16 protein-coding genes are annotated in these 15,957 nt (G+C 72.4%); 5 read left to right on the top strand and 11 right to left on the bottom strand.

All coding sequences use genetic code 11. From position 1 onward, the window contains the following. From FV227_RS23840 to FV227_RS23825, 4 genes are all read right to left on the bottom strand, one after another. Positions 1 to 497 (bottom strand): copper ion binding protein (locus FV227_RS23840; protein WP_147860063.1); only part of this gene is annotated, 497 nt, incomplete at its 3' end. An 845-nt stretch (positions 498 to 1,342) separates the two neighbouring features. Next, a complete protein-coding gene (locus FV227_RS23835) occupies positions 1,343 to 2,320 on the bottom strand; it encodes a transporter (RefSeq protein WP_147728801.1) in 978 nt (325 codons plus the stop codon). A 560-nt stretch (positions 2,321 to 2,880) separates the two neighbouring features. Then, positions 2,881 to 3,624 carry a dienelactone hydrolase family protein gene (locus FV227_RS23830; RefSeq protein WP_147860062.1) on the bottom strand — a complete coding sequence of 248 codons (744 nt, stop codon included), beginning with the start codon at positions 3,622 to 3,624 and terminating at the stop codon, positions 2,881 to 2,883. A gap of 202 nt (positions 3,625 to 3,826) precedes the next feature. Further along, positions 3,827 to 4,246: a hypothetical protein gene (locus FV227_RS23825; protein ID WP_147728803.1), complete on the bottom strand. Its 420-nt coding sequence runs from the start codon at positions 4,244 to 4,246 to the stop codon at positions 3,827 to 3,829. A 255-nt stretch (positions 4,247 to 4,501) separates the two neighbouring features. Here FV227_RS23825 and FV227_RS23820 point away from each other — a divergent pair, with 255 nt between their 5' ends. Next, positions 4,502 to 4,990 carry a DUF302 domain-containing protein gene (locus tag FV227_RS23820; RefSeq protein ID WP_147728804.1) on the top strand — a complete coding sequence of 163 codons (489 nt, stop codon included), beginning with the start codon at positions 4,502 to 4,504 and terminating at the stop codon, positions 4,988 to 4,990. A 154-nt stretch (positions 4,991 to 5,144) separates the two neighbouring features. Here FV227_RS23820 and FV227_RS23815 read toward each other — a convergent pair whose 3' ends face one another. Continuing rightward, the gene (locus tag FV227_RS23815; RefSeq protein WP_147860061.1) at positions 5,145 to 6,743 is read right to left on the bottom strand and encodes a gamma-glutamyltransferase family protein; all 1,599 of its coding nucleotides are present in this window, start codon (positions 6,741 to 6,743) and stop codon (positions 5,145 to 5,147) included. A 464-nt stretch (positions 6,744 to 7,207) separates the two neighbouring features. On the opposite strand from FV227_RS23815, the gene FV227_RS23810 reads away from it, so the two are divergent. Next, positions 7,208 to 8,641, top strand: coding sequence for a carbohydrate porin (locus FV227_RS23810; protein ID WP_147860064.1), 1,434 nt, complete (start codon positions 7,208 to 7,210; stop codon positions 8,639 to 8,641). A 41-nt stretch (positions 8,642 to 8,682) separates the two neighbouring features. On the opposite strand, the gene FV227_RS23805 is transcribed toward FV227_RS23810, so the two are convergent. Together FV227_RS23805 and FV227_RS23800 are read right to left on the bottom strand one after the other, a co-directional pair. After that, a complete protein-coding gene (locus FV227_RS23805; protein ID WP_147728908.1) occupies positions 8,683 to 8,943 on the bottom strand; it encodes a hypothetical protein in 261 nt (86 codons plus the stop codon). Further along, positions 8,943 to 9,653 (bottom strand): Crp/Fnr family transcriptional regulator, encoded by a 711-nt coding sequence (locus FV227_RS23800; RefSeq protein WP_147728909.1) that lies wholly within the window; start codon positions 9,651 to 9,653, stop codon positions 8,943 to 8,945. The genes FV227_RS23805 and FV227_RS23800 overlap by 1 nt, the downstream gene beginning before the upstream one ends. A 277-nt stretch (positions 9,654 to 9,930) precedes the next feature. On the opposite strand from FV227_RS23800, the gene FV227_RS23795 reads away from it, so the two are divergent. The 3 genes from FV227_RS23795 (at position 9,931) to FV227_RS23785 (ending at position 13,102) form a co-directional block, all read left to right on the top strand. Continuing rightward, entirely contained in the window at positions 9,931 to 11,190 is a 1,260-nt protein-coding gene (locus FV227_RS23795; RefSeq protein WP_147860060.1) for a helix-turn-helix domain-containing protein, read from the top strand. After that, entirely contained in the window at positions 11,187 to 11,429 is a 243-nt protein-coding gene (locus tag FV227_RS23790; protein ID WP_147728911.1) for a hypothetical protein, read from the top strand. The genes FV227_RS23795 and FV227_RS23790 overlap by 4 nt, the downstream gene beginning before the upstream one ends. Before the next feature lie 140 nt (positions 11,430 to 11,569). Further along, positions 11,570 to 13,102: a sodium:proton antiporter gene (locus FV227_RS23785; RefSeq protein ID WP_147860059.1), complete on the top strand. Its 1,533-nt coding sequence runs from the start codon at positions 11,570 to 11,572 to the stop codon at positions 13,100 to 13,102. Between the two features lie 127 nt (positions 13,103 to 13,229). On the opposite strand, the gene FV227_RS23780 is transcribed toward FV227_RS23785, so the two are convergent. The 4 genes from FV227_RS23780 to FV227_RS23765 all read right to left on the bottom strand — a co-directional run bounded on the left by FV227_RS23780 (position 13,230) and on the right by FV227_RS23765 (position 15,355). Continuing rightward, a complete protein-coding gene (locus FV227_RS23780; RefSeq protein WP_147729327.1) occupies positions 13,230 to 13,538 on the bottom strand; it encodes a transcriptional regulator in 309 nt (102 codons plus the stop codon). After that, positions 13,531 to 13,947, bottom strand: coding sequence for an addiction module toxin RelE (locus FV227_RS23775; protein WP_147860058.1), 417 nt, complete (start codon positions 13,945 to 13,947; stop codon positions 13,531 to 13,533). Before FV227_RS23775 ends, FV227_RS23780 begins: the two co-directional genes overlap by 8 nt. Positions 13,948 to 14,023: 76 nt before the next feature. Further along, positions 14,024 to 14,968 (bottom strand): glutathione synthase, encoded by a 945-nt coding sequence (gshB, locus tag FV227_RS23770; RefSeq protein WP_147729325.1) that lies wholly within the window; start codon positions 14,966 to 14,968, stop codon positions 14,024 to 14,026. 123 nt (positions 14,969 to 15,091) lie between these two features. Next, positions 15,092 to 15,355, bottom strand: a complete 264-nt coding sequence (locus FV227_RS23765) for a hypothetical protein (protein ID WP_147729324.1) — start codon at positions 15,353 to 15,355, stop codon at positions 15,092 to 15,094. Between the last annotated feature and the right edge of the window lie 602 nt (positions 15,356 to 15,957).

The raw sequence follows: 15,957 nt of genomic DNA, 5'->3' as shown, positions 1-15,957 counted from the left end.
GCCTCGGCCCCGCCCGCGGTCGCCGCCGGGGCCGCCTCGTAGCCGGCCGCCTCGATCGCCGCGACGAGCGCGTCGGCGGTGACGGTGCCGGCCGCGACCGTCACCCGCGCCTGCTCGGTGGCGAGGTTGACCGCGGCCGTGGAGACGCCGGGCACGGCCCGCAACGCCGCCTCCACCCGCCCGGCGCAGGACGCGCAGGTCATGCCCGTGACCGCGAGATCGACGGTCTCGGCCGCGACGTCGTAGCCGGCATCCGTCACCGCCTGCGCGAGGGCCGCGGTCGGCACTGCGCCCGCGACGGTGACGCTGGCGCGCTCGGTGGCGAGGTTCACGGAGGCGCTCGCGACGCCCGGCACCGCCCGCAACGCCGTCTCGATGCGGCCCGCGCAGGACGCGCAGGTCATGCCCAAGACGGGCAGGGCGACGGTGCGGGTGTCGGCCGGCGCGTGCGGGTCGGTCGCGGTCGGGGTGAGCGTGTCGGCGTCTGCGTTCAGCATGGAGCCGAGATGGGGCTTCCAACGGTGGGAAGGTCAAGGCCGGATGGTGAAGGCTGGAACGGCGCCGGATGCGGGGATCGGCTTTCAGCCGTCGGCGGTCAGGGGCGCGGCCGGCTCCAGTCGTCGCGGAGCCGCGGGCCCGCGCCGACGGCGGCAGCGAGCCAGGTTCGGCGCCGCGCGATCAACCGCGGCAGCGGACGTTCGACCCGCACGCTCGCGGACCGGGTCGCGCCGGCCCCCGGAGCGGCACCCGATCGATCCGTCACCGCCCCTGCGATCCGAGGCGCTGTGGACCCTGCATGGCCGCCAGCCTGGCGCCGGCCGGCGGGCCGGTCGACCGCCGCCGCTTCAGGCGGTGCGGGGGCCGTCCGTTTCAGAGGTCGGGGGCGCCGATGCGCGCGCTGGGCCCGGGGAGCGCCGGATCAGTGCCGCGCATGCCGGCACCATGCCGATGCCGAGCGGAGCATGCTGCCGGGCTGCTGCCGATCCTTCGAGGGATTGCGAGGTCAGTATCCGGTTCGTTTTTCTCACTGAACGGATCGTCAAAACTGTAATTCCGTGCCAGAATTCGTGACTTATGAAATCAGACCTTGCTGTCGGGTCGGCGATCGATATGCTGTCGATCCTGAGAAGGCGAAGCTTCCGTTTCCCCTTTGCTTCGATTCTCACACTCAGCCCCGCCGGCTCGAGCCGCGCGGGGCTTTTCGTCGTGCCTCGCGGGCGACCGGTCCGCGGCGATCGCTCCGCATCGGCCGATGGACGCGGTTCGCGACGATCGCGGCCACCCGACATGACGATGCCGGCTCACGGGGAGCCGGCATCGTCGGTCGATCGGTCGTTGGCGATCAGTACTTGCGGACGAGCGGGGTCGGCGCGGCGACCGCGGCGGCGGCGGTGGTGTAGAGCGGCGCGATGAAGCGGACCCAGCCGCGGGTCTCGTCGGCGAACGGGCCGACGCCGCGGTCGGCGACGGTGCGGGTCACCATGAGCTGCGTCTTGAAGATGCCGAAGTCGTAGCCGATCAGGCCGCCGGCCGCGAACGTGCCCTGCTTCTGGTAGTTCGCGTAGATCGCCCGGTTCCGGTTCACCGGCAGGTCGGTGTAGCCGTAGGCCACGGCGCCGATCTCGAACTTGCCGAAGGTCTTGGTCGCGGTCAGGTCGATGTAGAGGCCGTCGGAATTCGGGATCGGGCCGAGGGCGGCGCCGACCTGGCCGCCGAAGCGCGGCGCGTCGTCCACCTGCAGGATGTGGGTGAGCGCGGCGGTCAGGTTCCAGCCTTCGCCGGTGTAGGAGATGCCGCCGGTGTTGCGGATCGAGGTGCCGGCGACCTGCGGCAGCACCGGGGTGGCACCGCCGGCGATGCAGGCGGCGCCGGGAGCACCGTTGCAGAGCGAGCCGCGGTCGCCGACGCCGACATAGGCGCCGACGAGGTAGGCGGCGCTGATCTTGTTGCCGAGATCCCAGGCGAAGATGTTGCCGATGAAGGGGTTGTAGAAGTAGCTCTGGTCCTGGTTGGCGACGCCGGCCGGGTTGTTCGTGCCCACGAACACCGACGGGACCGCGATCACCGGCATGATGGTCGCGCCGAGCACCTTGTAGCCGGTCGACCAGACCAGGATCGGCACGTTGACGCCGACGTCCGGGCTGTTGCGCGCGTCGCCGCGGCCGGTGCTGAAGGTGTTGATCGCGTAGACGCCTTGCGGCAGCGGGCCGTAGGCGAGGCCGACCTGCTCGCCGGGCTGCGTGACCGGACCGGCCAGAACGGTGGTGCTCATGCCGACGGTGAGGGCGACCGCACCTGCGGCAAGCCAGGTCTTCATCATGTTCTCGTTCCTACCCCAGGGATCTCGAATGTCGGGCACGTCGCCTCGAGACCATCGTGCCGAAGCTCGCTTGTCCGGTGCGAGTTCTGTTCGGCGATGGCCCAAGCGCCGTCTTGCGGTCCGACCTCTTCCGTCTCAACCTGGAGAATTATTCTACAGCGTCGCCCAAAAAAATAGCGGTTTCAGGCACCTTAGTGCCAAGATTGGGCCGCCGTTGCACAAAGGCTGCACTTTCCGCGGGCGGCGGCCGGAGCCTCATCAGCACCGCCCGGGCCTGAGCCCCCGATGTGATGCACATCGCCTCGACGCGCGGGCCCGCGACGGCTCGAATAGGATCGAGGACGGCCGATCGATCGGGGTTCGTCCGGGACGTCCGCACGAATAGGGCGGCAATAGGCGGACCTCGCGCGCCCGAGGGATCCGAACACGGGGGGGACCCGGCTCGCGGCCCGCGTCCGAGAGCGGGGCATCGATCCCCGGCGCAGGGGCCGGACCGCGCCTCGGGCGGGGGAGGGCGGCCGGTCTTTTCGGAAGGCCCCCGGGCGATCCGCGGCGCGCCGTTATCCGCCGCCGTGCAGCGTGCGGCCGAAGAGGGCGCGCATCGCGTGCCAGCCCTGCTCGGCGGCGTCGGGATCGTGGACGGGGAAATCCGGCATCATCCAGCCATGCGCGGCGGGATAGGTCCGCGCCGTGTAGCGCACGCCGGCCTGCGCCAGGGTGTGCTCCAGGCGCGCGGCCATCGCGGGCGGATAGCTGTCGTCGTTCTCGGCCGCGGCGATGTGGATCTCCGCCATCAGCGCGGGCGCGAGCCTGTGGGGGCTCGTCGGCGCATCGGTGGCGAGGTTGCCGCCGTGGAAGCTCGCCGCGGCGGCGAATCGGTGGGGGTAGGTTCCCGCCGCGGCGAGCGCCATGCCGCCCCCCATGCAGAAGCAGACCGCACCGACCCTGCGTCCCGCGACGTCGTCGCGCGTGTCGAGATAGGCCAGGACGGCACCGGTATCGTCCGCGGCCTTGATCGGGTCGGTCGTCGCCATCAGCGGGCCGAGGATGGCGCGGAAGCCGGCCGCCAGGACGTCGCGCGGCACGAACGGCCCGTAGGGGCCGTAGCGGTAGAACAGATCCGGGACGAGGACGACGTAGCCGGCATCGGCGAGCCGTTGCGCCATGTCGAGCATCGCCGGGCGGATGCCGCCGGCGTCCATGTAGAGGATCACCGCCGGCCACGGCCCGCCACCGGCAGGCGTCACGATATGCGTCAGGCAGGCGCCGTCGCGTGTCCGGATCGTGGTCTGCTCGGTCGCCATCGAAGCCTCCTCGGCAGGACATCGGCGATGTCCGCGCCGGACCATCTACGGCCGCGGGCGGACCGGCCGCAAACCCGTCGACCCGGTCGAGCGAAAGGCGCGCGGCGCGGCGGCGCATCGGGTGGATCTGCAGTCCTGGCCGATGCGCGCGATCGGCCAGGGCTTCGCAGGGTTGAGGCTCGCTCCGCGGACCGGTCCCCGCTCACAGGGCCCCGAGCGTCACGGTGCTTGCGCCGAGCTCGGCCGAGGCGGGGACATCGGGCAGCCAGCGCACGGCGCCGGCGGTCGCGAAGCCGCCCTGCTTAAGGACCTGGGCGGCATTCGTGGCGATGCCGCGGGTCCGGTAGGCGACGGTGAAGGCGGCCGGCGCCTGGAAGCGCTCGGCCGACGCCTCGGCAACGGATGCGGGCCGCCACCGCGTCAGGTTCGGCACGAGAAGGCCGCCCTGCGCGCGGACGTCGGCGGCGCCGAGCGCCACGCCCGGCACGTGATAGCCCGCACCGAGCACGGCGGGCACGGCGACGGCGTTTCCGGTGGCGGTCGCCTCGGAGGCGGGGGCCGCGGCGAGGGTCCCGATGGTCAGGGCCAGGGCGGCGGCGAGGGTGATGGTGCGGTGGGTCATCCGTCGATCCTCAACTGCGACGGGGCTGCCCGTCGTTCGATGAGGCGAAGATGCGAACGGCCACTCTATCGATCAAACAGATGCGATCGATCCCAAGTATCGATGGCGTAGATATCTTGTCCGTCTTGCGGACGCCGCTCCGCGCCCTTCTTCAGGCATACGGCGATCGGTCGGCCGCAGCGGAGGCGGGCCACGCGTCCGGCGCGCGCGATCGAGCCCGAGAACCCGAGGCGAGAGACCCGAGGCATCGATCCCATGAACGACCCGATCTCCACGACCCAGGTCACGATCGAGCACGTGACGCTGCGCTCCCCCAAGTCCTTCGAGGCGGTGCGGTCCGCCCTGGAGGCGTCGGTGCCGCGCCTCGACCACGCCTATGCCGAGCTGCTGCTGGACGGGCAGGTGGACGCGGCGCGCGACCTCCTCGAGCGCCAGGCGCCGCTCTCGATCTTCGGCGCCCGCGACCATGGCGGGCTGCTCCGCACCGCCGGGCTCGTGCGCAAGGCCGTCCAGTACGACATCGGCAACCCGCTGACGGCCGCGCGGATGACCCGGCACATCCTTTCGGCCGCCCTGTACGCGCCGGTCCGGGTGCTCCTGCGCGAGGATGCCGAGGGCCGCGTCGCGTTCGAGTACGACCGCCCGGCCACCACCTTCGGCCAGTTCGGCGCCCCCGAGGTCGACGGCGTCGCGCGCGACCTGGACGAGCAGCTCCGCTGCGTCCTCGCCGCGGCGGCCGCCTGATCTCGCCGGACGGGCACGGCGGCCGGCGCGGCCGGATCCTCGCCATCCGGCCGCCCCCGAGGGAGCGGCCGATCGCGGCCCGTGGGCCGACCCATCCGATCGCGCCCGGGTCCGCCGCGGAGGCGTCGCGGCGCGCCTCCGGCCGCCCGTTCCCTCACAACCCCAGCGCGCCGCCGTCCGAGCGCGGGTCGTGCGTCGCCTCGATCCGCCCGTTCCTGGCGTGGCGCACCAGCATGCCGGCGTGGCCGAGCGAGTCGATGTAGGCGCCGCCGAGCTCCTCGATCCGGTGGCCCATGCGCTCGAGGGCGCGGATGCAGGCCGGGTCGAAGCGGTCCTCGACCTTCACCGTCAGCGATTCCGCGCCCCAGGTGCGGCCGTAGAGCAGGCGCGGGGCGTCGACCGCGTCGGCGGGGCCGCGGCCGTAATCGGCGTAGCGGGTGAAGATCTGCGCCTGGAACTGCGGCTGGCCGTCGCCGCCCATCGAGCCGTAGGCCATCACCCGGCCGTCGTCGAAGCAGGCGAGCGCCGGGATCAGGGTGTGGAACGGGCGCCGTCCCGGCTCCAGCGGGTTCACGGCGTCGGCGTCGAGCGAGAACGACGTGCCGCGGTTCTGCCAGTGGATGCCGGTCTTCGGCAGCACGCAGCCCGAGCCGTATTCCCAGTAGATCGACTGGATGTAGGACACGGCCAGGCCGTCGGCGTCGATCGCGCCCATCCACACGGTGTCGCCCTCGCCGGGGTTCCGCAGCGGGATCGCGGCGGCGCGCGCCATGTCCACCTGCGCCGCCTCGCGGGCGAGGCTTTCGGGCGTGAGGTAGGTCGCCGGGTCCGAGGTCAGGCGGTCGTGGTCGGTCACCACCCGGTCGCGGATCGCGAAGGCGCGCTTCGTCGCCTCGATCAGCCCGTGGTAATGCGCCGTGGTCTCCGCCTGGCGGATGTCGAGGCGGTCGACGATGCCGAGGATCAGCAGCGCCGCCAGGCCCTGCGTCGGCGGCGGGAAGTTGTAGAGCGTCGCGTCGCGGCGGCGGATCGAGAGCGGCGCGCGCTCGCGCGGCTGGTAGGCCTTCAGGTCGGCCCGCGTCACCGGCGCGCCGAGGCGCTCGAGGTCGGCGGCGATCTCGCGGCCGACGTCGCCGCGGTAGAAGTCGTCGAGCCCGGCATGGGCGAGCTGCTCCAGGGTCGCGGCCAGCGCCGGCAACCTCCGCACGTCGCCCACCGGCCACGGCTTGCCCGCCTTGAGGAACGTCGCGGAAAAGTTCGGGGCGTCGTGGAGGGTGTCGAGCTCCTTCGGCACGTAGCGCCCCTCCGAGGGCGAGACCGGGCAGCCCTCGCGGGCGTGGCGGATCGCGTCGGCGAGCAGCGTCTCCAGCGGCAGCCTGCCGCCGAGCGCCCGCGACAGCTCCAGCGCCAGCCGCCAGCCGCCGACGGCGCCCGCGACCGTGACGCAGGCGTCGGGGCCGCGGGACGGGATCGCGTCGAGCTCGCGCTCACGGTAGCGCGCCCGGGTGGCGAGCGCGCCGGCCGGCCCGCAGGCCTCGATGCCGCGCACCCGGCCGCCCTTCTCGCGCACCAGCCAGAACCCGTCGCCGCCGATGCCGTTCATGTGCGGGTAGACCACGGCGATCGTCGCGGCCATCGCGGTCATCGCCTCGATCGCGTTGCCGCCCTGCGCCAGCACGGTCTGCCCGGCCTGCGCGGCGCGGTGGTGCGGGGCGGCGACGGCGCCGTGGGAGAAGACGGGTGTCTCGGGCATGGTCTCGCTCACGGCTGGCGACGGATCGGCCGGCTGTACGAAAACCGTGCCGCGGGCGCAAAGCCGCGGGTCTCGACGAAGGGATCGCGCGAAGCGCCGACGCGGCCCCCGCTCCGGTCCGGGAGAGGGTCGGGGTGCGACCTGTCCGGAAAGACCTGTCCCCTCACTGTGTCCCTCTCCCGCATCCAAGTCGGGTCTCTCCGACTTGGACACAGGACGGGCAGGTTTGGGCACACGACGTGCAGATCTCGGGCAAGCCCGAGATCTGTGAGAGCGAGGAGATCCGCGCTTCATCGGCCCTCCGAAGCATCCCTTCGGCCCGGAACCCGGCCGGTGTGCTTAACCTGCACGGGACAGGCCCGTTCGGTGGGGCTAGGATCGGGCCACGAAGGCTTCAGGGTTCAGTCGTGTCGCGTCCAGCCCCCCTTCCGCGCAGCCGCCTGCTCCCTTGCCTCGCCGCCGCGATGCTCGGCCTCCCGACGCTTGCGCAAGCGCAGCAGGCATCGCCGGCGCCCCCGGTCATTCCGGTGATCCGCGAAGGCGCCGGCGGCGACGTGCGGACCTCGGTGGCGCAGCCCGAGACCACGAGCCAGACCTCGGGCGGCTATGCCCGCTCGGTCGAGCCCTATCTCGGGCCGCTCGGCGATCCGTTCGGCCTGCGCCCGGTCCTGAAGGAGCGGGGCATCCAGTACAGCCTCACCTACATCACCGACGTGCTCGGCAACCCGACCGGCGGGATGCGGCAGGGGGCGGTGGTCGAGGACCGGCTGAACCTGCGGCTCTACCTCGACCTCGACAAGCTCGCCGGCTGGCAGGGCGTGAGCGTGCACGCCAACGCCTACTTCATCCACGGCACCGGCCTGTCGCGCTACTACGTCGGCAACCTGCTCGACGTCAGCGTGATCGGGGCGCTGCCCGCGACTCGGCTCTACGTGCTGTGGTTCGACCAGCAGTTCCTCGACGGCAAGCTCGGCCTGCGCATCGGCCAGCAGGCCGCCGACACCGAGTTCTTCGTCAGCCAGACCGCGACGCTGTTCGTGAACTCGAGCTTCGGCTGGCCGGCGATCACCAGCGCCAACCTGCCTTCCGGCGGCCCGGCCTATCCCGTGGCGGCGCCGGCCGTTCGCGTAAAATTCGAGCCCGGCGGCGGCCTGTCGTTCCAGGCCGGGATCTACGACGGCGATCCGGCCGGCGCCAACCGCCCCGGCGACGACGCGGAGGAGCAGCGCCTCAACCGCACCGGCACGAACTTCCGCACGAACGACCCGGCCCTGATCGTGGCCGAGGCGGCCTATTCCTACAACACCGAGAAGGGCTCGACGGCGCTGCCGGGCACGGTGACGTTCGGCGGCTGGCAGCATTTCGGCCGCTTCGACGACCTGCGCCGCGACACGCTCGGCCTGTCCCTCGCCGACCCGGCCTCGTCCGGCGTGCCGCGCCAGCGCCGGGGCAATGCCGGCCTCTACGCGATGATCGACCAGAGCCTGCTGATCGAGCCCGAGAAGGACGACGAGGGCCTGTCGGTGTTCGTGCGCGCCTCGCTCTCGCCGACGCGCTCCAGCCTGATCTCGGCCTACGTCGATGCCGGCCTGGCCTACAAGGGCCTGATCCCGGGGCGCGACGACGACACGATCGGCGCCGGCATCGCCTATGCCCGCTACGCCGACGACGCCCGCCGGGCCGACACCGACACCATCCTGTTCACCGGCACCGCGATCCCGCGGCGGCGGGCCGAGACCGCGCTGGAGGCGACCTACCAGGCGCTGGTGGTGCCGGGCTTCACCGTGCAGCCGGACGTGCAGTACATCATCCGCCCGAGCGGCGGCGTCGCCGACGCGGACGGGCGCCGGCTGAAGAACGCCACCGTGCTCGGGGTGCGGGCGACCGTGCAGTATTGAGCCCGGGCGGCGCGCCGGCCCGCGGCCGCGAGGCCTGCGGGTCAGCCCGGGCCGTCCTCGTCCGGGACGGTGTCGCCGAACGGCACCGTGAGCACGCGCTCGCCGGCCTCGTCGGCGATCTCGAAGCTGCACACCATCCAGTCGCGGATCAGCGTCAGGCGGTCCTGCGCGATCATCCGGCGGGCGACGGCGAGCGCCCGCGCGCGGGCGGCCTCCACGTCGGCGAGCTCGTCGCCCTCCTCGTCGATCGCCAGCCCCGCCGGGCCTTCGCGGTGCCGGACATGGAAGAAGTACCGCGGCATCACAGGCTCCCGATCAACCGGGCGTACTCGCGCTCGGGCAGGCCGTAGCCGTCGTCCACGACCGCCTCCAGCCCTTCGCGGCTCAGGATCGTGATGCGGCCGCGCCGCGCGCGGATCAGGCCGTGCCCCTCCAGGGCCTGGACCGCCAGGGTCGTGCTGCTGCGCTGCGCGCCCAGCATCAGGGACAGGAACTCGTGGGTGAGCACGAGGTCGTCGCCCTCCAGCCGGTCGTGGCACATCAGCAGCCAGCGGGCGAGGCGCACGTCGATGTTGTAGGCCGCGTTGACGAAGGCGGTCTGCGCCGTCTGCAGCATCAGGATCTGGACGAAGCGCAGCAGCAGCCCGCGCAGGGTCGGGCTCTCGTCGACCGCGGCCAGCAGGTCCGCGGTGGCGATGGACAGCATCCCGCCCGGGCTCTGGACGAAGTGGTGGAACGGCGACCGGTCGACGGCGAGCAGCACCGGCGCGGCCCCGACCAGGCCCTCCCGCCCGATCACGCCGATCTCGACCCTGCCGGCGGCCCCGCTGACGATCGAGGCAAGGCTGTCCTCGGGGAAGTACAGCGTCCGGATCGGCTCGTCGGGCGTGATCAGGGTCTGTCGCAGCTCGGTCGCGACCGGCTGCAGGGCCGGCTGGAGCAACGCGAAGTCGGCGGGCGAGAGCGCCCTCAACAAGCGGTTGCGGACGCTGGATCGCTGCGGTGCCGGCATCGCTCGGTCCCGATCGGGCAAGAGCACGCGCTGTCTCCCAGGCGCCCGCGCCTCGTCTCCCCGGCAGGCGATGGGCCAGATGAGCGCTCGCCCGCGGCGAGGTCAATCGAAAAGTTTCGCGCCTCGATGTTTGTATGATTGCAGACAGACCCAAGTGTTGGCTATCGTACTGAAGCTCCCGTGCCTCTTCCGGGCGGCATTCGCGTATGTCTAGAATTCGAAACCTTGCTCTCTGCGCTGCCCGAAGGGGCGGCCGCCTTCGCGTCCGGAGATCCGAATGAAAGACGTGGCCCAGCAACCGGCGGTGCTGGTCGCCGAAGCCGACGCGATCGTCGCCATGGATCTGAGCGACGCCCTGGAGGGGGCGGGCTACCGGGTGATCGGGCCGTTCGCGACGGCGGCCGAGGCGCTGCTGTCACTGGAGCGGGAGGCGCCGAGCGTGGCGGTCGTCGACCTGGTGCTCAAGGAAGGACCCTCCGACGCCCTGATCGCGCGGCTGCGCCAGTGCCGGCTGCCCTTCCTCGTCCATTCCGGCCTCGAGCGCGACGACCCCGCCGCCCGCGACGTCCGGGACGAGCCCTGGCTGCGCAAGCCGGCGCTGCCCTGGGACGTGGTGGCCCTGCTCGATGCGCTGACCCTCGACGAGCCGGCCATCGACCAGCCCGCCCTCGACGAGCCGGCTTTGGCCGCCGCCGGATCGGCGCCGGCGCATGAGGGGGCGGTCCATGCGCCCCCGACCCACGTCGAGCCCGTCGGCCGCGCGCCCGCCGGCGATGCGCCGACCGCACCGGTCCGGCGGCTTCGGGCGGCGAGGGGCCGCAACCCGCTCGTGCGCAAGCTCGAGGGCTTCGCGGCCCTGTCGGAGGCCGACGAGGCGCTGCTGGAGCGGATCAGCGCCCCGTCGCGGATCGTCCCGTCGCAGACCGACCTCGCCCGCGAGGGCGACGCGCCGCAGGGCGTGTTCCTGATCCTGGAGGGCATCGCCTGCCGCCACAAGGTGCGCGCCACCGGCACCCGCCAGATCACCGCCTACCTGGTCCCGGGCGACCTCTGCGACCTCGACGTGGCGTTGCTGGACGCGATGGACCACTCGATCACCACGCTGTCGGCCTGCCGCGTGGTCCTGATCCCGCCGAGGACGGTGGTCGAGGTGATGGAGAGCCATCCCCGGATCGCCCGCGCGCTCCGGATGACCACGCTGGTGGACGAGGCGACGCTGCGCGAATGGCTGGTGAACGTCGGCTGCCGCTCGGCCCTGGAGCGGCTCGCGCACCTGTTCTGCGAGCTTCGCATCCGGCTGCAGGTGGTGGGGCTGGCCGAGGACGACAGCTACGACCTGCCGCTCACGCAGCTGGATCTCGCCGACACCACCGGCCTGTCGAACGTGCACCTCAACCGCACGCTGCAGGAGCTGCGCCGGTCCGGGCTCATCGAGTTCCGGGGCAAGCGGGTGCGGATCCTCGACCTGCCCCGGCTGAGGGCGCTGGCCGAATTCAAGCCCAACTACCTCCATCTCGGCGAGCGGGCCGCCGCATGAGCCTGTTCCTGCAGCCCGTGCAGGTCGCCACGGGAAGCGACGACCACGAGAGCCGGCTCGTCTTCTCCGACGGCTTCCTCGTCGCCGTGCTGGTGCGCCTGTCCGACCAGCACGAGGACGGGGCGGGCCGCTGGTTCCTGGAGGCCGGCTTCGGGCCGCTCGACGACCCGCGGGCCCCCGTCTTCGTCGACCTCGACGCGGCACAGGCCTGGATCCGCGACCGGCTCGGCAAATCCTGAGCTGGGCAAATCCTGGGTTCGACAAGCCCTGGGTTCGGCAAATCCCGAGCTTGCTCCGCCGGGGCGTGCGGGTCGCGGCGCGTTGCCGGACGGCTCGCCGTTTCGGCGCCGCGCCGCCCGCAGCGCCCTATCTCCGATCCATGATCATCTTCGATTGGGTCGTCGGCGTCCTGTTCGGCGCGGTGCTTCTGGCCGCTTTCGCGCGGCGGATCGGGGCGCCGTATCCGGCCTTCCTGGCGCTCGGCGGCGTCGGGCTGGCCTTCGTGCCGGGCGTGCCGAACCTCGAGCTCGACCCCGAGCTGGCGCTGGCGCTGTTCCTCGCCCCCGTGCTGATGGATGCCGGCTACGCCACCTCGCTGCGCGACCTGCGGGTGAACTGGCGCCCGATCGCCGGCCTCGCCTTCGGCGCGGTGGCGGTGACGACGATCGCCGTCGCCGTCGTCGCCAAGCTGCTGGTGCCGGGCATGCCGCTCGCCGCCTGCATCGTGCTCGGCGCGATCGTCGCGCCGCCCGACGCGGTGGCCGCGCTCTCGGTGCTGCGCCACGTCTCGCTGCCGCACCGCCTCACCACCATCCTGCGCGGCGAGAGCCTGCTCAACGATGCCGGCTCGCTGCTGATCTACCGGCTCGGCGTCGCGGCCGCCGCGAGCGGCGCCTTCCACGCCTCCGAGGTCGGCCCGACCTTCCTCGTCGGCGTGGTCGCGAGCCTGGTCGTCGGGCCGCTCGCGGGGTTCGCCTTCGTCGCCGGGATGCGGCGGGTGCAGGATGCGGCCAGCACCATCGTGCTGCAGTTCGTGGCCGCCTTCGGCATCTGGATCGCGGCCGAGCGCCTGGAGATGTCCGGGGTGCTGACGCTGGTCGCCTTCGCGATCACCGTGGCGCGCGGCACCCCCGGCATCACCGCGCCGCGCACCCGCATCATCTCCTACGCGGTCTGGAACACCGCGGTGTTCGTGCTCAACGTGCTGGCCTTCGTGCTGATCGGCATCCAGATCGGCCCGATCCTGCAGCGCCTCGCCGGCGCCGACCAGCTCGGCGCGCTCGCGCTCGCCGGCGCGGTCTTCGCCACGGTGGTGCTGGTGCGGATCGCCTGGGTGCTGCCGGCCTCCGCCCTGCCCGGCCTCGCCTTCGCCGAGCCCGGCCGCCACGCCTTCCGCGGCGCGATCGCGGTGTCGTGGGCGGGGATGCGCGGCATCCTCACCATCGCCACGGCGCTCGCCCTGCCGCAGGGCTTCCCCCAGCGCGACCTCATCGTGTTCGCCGCCTTCGGCACGGTGCTCGGCACCCTCGTGGTCCAGGGCCTGACCCTGAACCCGCTGCTCGCCCGGCTCGGCCTCGAGGACGACGACCCGGTCGGCCGCGAGGTGGGCCGCGCCCGGGCCGAAGCCTACCGCGCGGCGCTCGACAGCCTCGAGGGGGCCGAGGACGACGCCGGCACCGAGGCCCTGCGCGAGGAGCTTCGCGGCGCGCTCGCGGCGGCCGAGGACCACGACGAGGGCCGCGCCCCGGAATCGCTGCCCACCGACGGCCTGCGCCGCCGCGCCATCGGCGCCGCCCGCGACACGGTCATGCGCCTGCGCCGCGAGGGCGCGATCGGCGACGACGCCTACTTCGTGCTGGAGGAGGAGTTCGATTGGGCCGAGTTGAACGCGACGCCGAAATCGGAGACGTGAGACCTGAGGCTTCGTCCGCAGACGCCCGGCGTCGAGGAGCGCCAAACGATCCGGCCATCGCCGATCGACCGGATGCACGCCGGACCACGGACGTCGCGCGGGGACCTGGACGTCCCGGGGCGGTGCCTCACGCCTGGCGGCCCAGCGTCTCCTCCACCAAGCGCGGGTTCGTCGCGATCATCGCCAGAAGGACGAGCGCAGCGCCCCGCGGCTGCCGGCGCCGGGTCTCCCACTGACGCAACGTACCGACGGGGACGCCGATGCTCGCGGCGAAGGCCGGCTGGGCCTTGCCCGTACGCCGCCGGATCTCGGCGACGTCGATCGCATCGGGAACGTGGACGACCATGCCGGATACGGCCTCGCCCCCCCCATGCGCCGCCGCCTGCTCGAGCCCGGCGACGATATCGCCGAACACGTCGTTCGTCACGTCAATCATCGGCACGCCCTTCCTTGAGCTTCAGGCTCCACTGGCGCTTCAGGCTCTTGGTCAGGCCGTGCATGACCTCGATCTGCGCCTTGGTGAAACTGGCCTGCTGTCCTTTCGACAGGATCGACAGAAGATAGGCCGGCACCCTGTCGCCGAGATAGGCCACCATCACGCGGTACCCGCCCGAGCCGCCGAAGCGGACCTTCCGCACGCCGCCCGAACCGCGAACCACATCGCCGCCGCTTGGATCGGCTGCGACCTGATCGACGATGCGCGCGCGTTCGTCCGGCGTGAGCCCGAGCCTGTCGCAGCGTGCGAGGTACGGCGCCGTCTCGGACACGGTGTGCGGCGGCCTTGGCATGGTGCGATATAGGTCATTGACACCGTCAGTCAATGGCGCAGTCGCGGGCGGCAGCATCCGCTTCCGCGACAGTCCTTCGCGCCGGAATACGGCGAGGCTCCGCGACGGACGCGCCCCGCCGAGCCGCTTCGCCTCAGCCCGCCACGCGCGCCTCGATCGCGTCCCACACGCTCACCGCGAGGTCCGGGCCGCCCAGGCGCTTGATCGCGCGGATGCCGGTCGGGGAGGTGACGTTGATCTCGGTGAGGTGCCCGTCGATCACGTCGATGCCGACGAGGATCAGGCCGCGGCGGCGCAGCTCTGGGCCGATCGTGGCGCAGATCTCGCGCTCCCGCTCGGTCAGGTCGGAGGGCCGGGCGGCGCCGCCGCGGACCATGTTGGAGCGGATGTCGTTCAGGGCCGGCACGCGGTTGATCGCGCCCATCGGCTCGCCGTCGACCAGGATGATGCGCTTGTCGCCCTCGGTGATCTTCTCGAGGAAGCGCTGCACCACCCACGCCTCGCGGAAGGTGACCGAGAACAGGTCGAACATCGAGCCGAAGTTCGGGTCGGTCTCGGAGACGCGGAACACCGCCGCGCCGCCGTGGCCGTGCAGCGGCTTCATCGCCACGGTGCCGTGCTCGCGGCGAAAGTCCTCGATCTCCGCCTTGTCGCGGGAGATCAGCGTCGGCGGCATCAGGTCGGGGAAGTCGAGGACGAAGAGCTTCTCCGGCGCGTTGCGGACTTCGGCCGGGTTGTTCACCACCAGCGTCTGCGGGTGGATCTTCTCCAGCATGTGGGTCGCGGTGATGTAGGCCATGTCGAAGGGCGGGTCCTGGCGCATCAGCACCACGTCGGCCTCCGACAGGTCGATCCGCTCGATCTCGCCGAGCGTCGCGTGCGCGCCCTCCACGTCCTGCACGGTCAGCGCCTGCACCCGCGCGGTGACGCGGCGGCCCTGCATCGAGAGCCGGTCGGGGGTGTAGTAGATCAGCCGGTGGCCGCGCGCCTGCGCCTCGAGCAGCAGGGCGAAGGTGGTGTCGCCGGCGATGCGGATCGCCTGGATCGGGTCCATCTGGACCGCAACGGTCAAAGCCATGTCGTCGGGCTCCACTCATGACGCGGCCGGCTCCCTGGGGAATCGCCGCATCCCCCCGGACCGAGCCGGCCGCTCGTCGTCCCCATCGTCGCTTCGGGCGCGTCGCGGACGCGCCCGGACCGCTCAATCCTCCGGCATCGACTTGCCGCCGGTGCGCTTGTCGTAGTCGCCGATGGCGTTGCGGCACTCGGGCGACAGGCGCTTGCGGTTGCGCGTCATGCAGGCCTCGGCCGCCGGGCTGTTCGGGTCGACGCCCGCGCAGAGGCGGAAATAGTCGTTGGCGCAGCCGAGCTGCAGCCCCTGGTCCTCGCGCTGGGCCTGCGCCGGGCTGCCGGCGAGCGCCAGCAGGGCGAGCGGGAGGGCCGCCAGCGCCACGGGGCGGAGCATCCGGGGCAGCCTTGCGCCACGGGCGTGTCGAAACGTGTCCAGTCGCATCCAGCGTGGTCCTTGCTTGTCGGTCATGGAATCCCGGGCGGCGGGTCCGCGAGGGGCGCATCCGCGAATGGCACGGCATATCGGGCCCGACGGTCGCTAGGCAAGCGCCCTGACCGTGCGACGGTTCCGCTTCGGCCGCTCCGCCACCGCAACGCAGCATCGGCCGCGATCCCCCGGGCGACGGCGTCCGCCGGCACGGATCGGCCCGGCGCAGAAGAAGGGCCCCGCCCGGGTCGCGAGCAGGGCCCAGTCGTTGGGAGGAAACGCCCGCCATGGGCGGATCCGATCCTGCAAGGGGCAGGCCAACGGCGTGCCGGGGCCGGCACGCGCCGCGCGACGAGGCTCCGCACGCCGTTCTTGCGAGCGCGTCTCGGGGAAACGATGCGTTAACCATGGCGTGCTGATCTGCCGGCCATCGACACGCCGTCGCCCTTGCCGACGCCCCGCCCCGGGGCCCGGGCGCGATGCCCGGATCAGCCGACAGGTGCCCCCCATGACCGTCTCCCGACCCGCCGCCCTCCGTTCCGACCCGCCGGCCGTCGACGACGTCGCGC

The sequence above is a fragment of the Methylobacterium sp. WL119 genome, from assembly GCF_008039875.1.
Taxonomy (GTDB): Bacteria; Pseudomonadota; Alphaproteobacteria; order Rhizobiales; family Beijerinckiaceae; genus Methylobacterium.
This window is presented reverse-complemented; position numbering and strand designations above follow the sequence as displayed.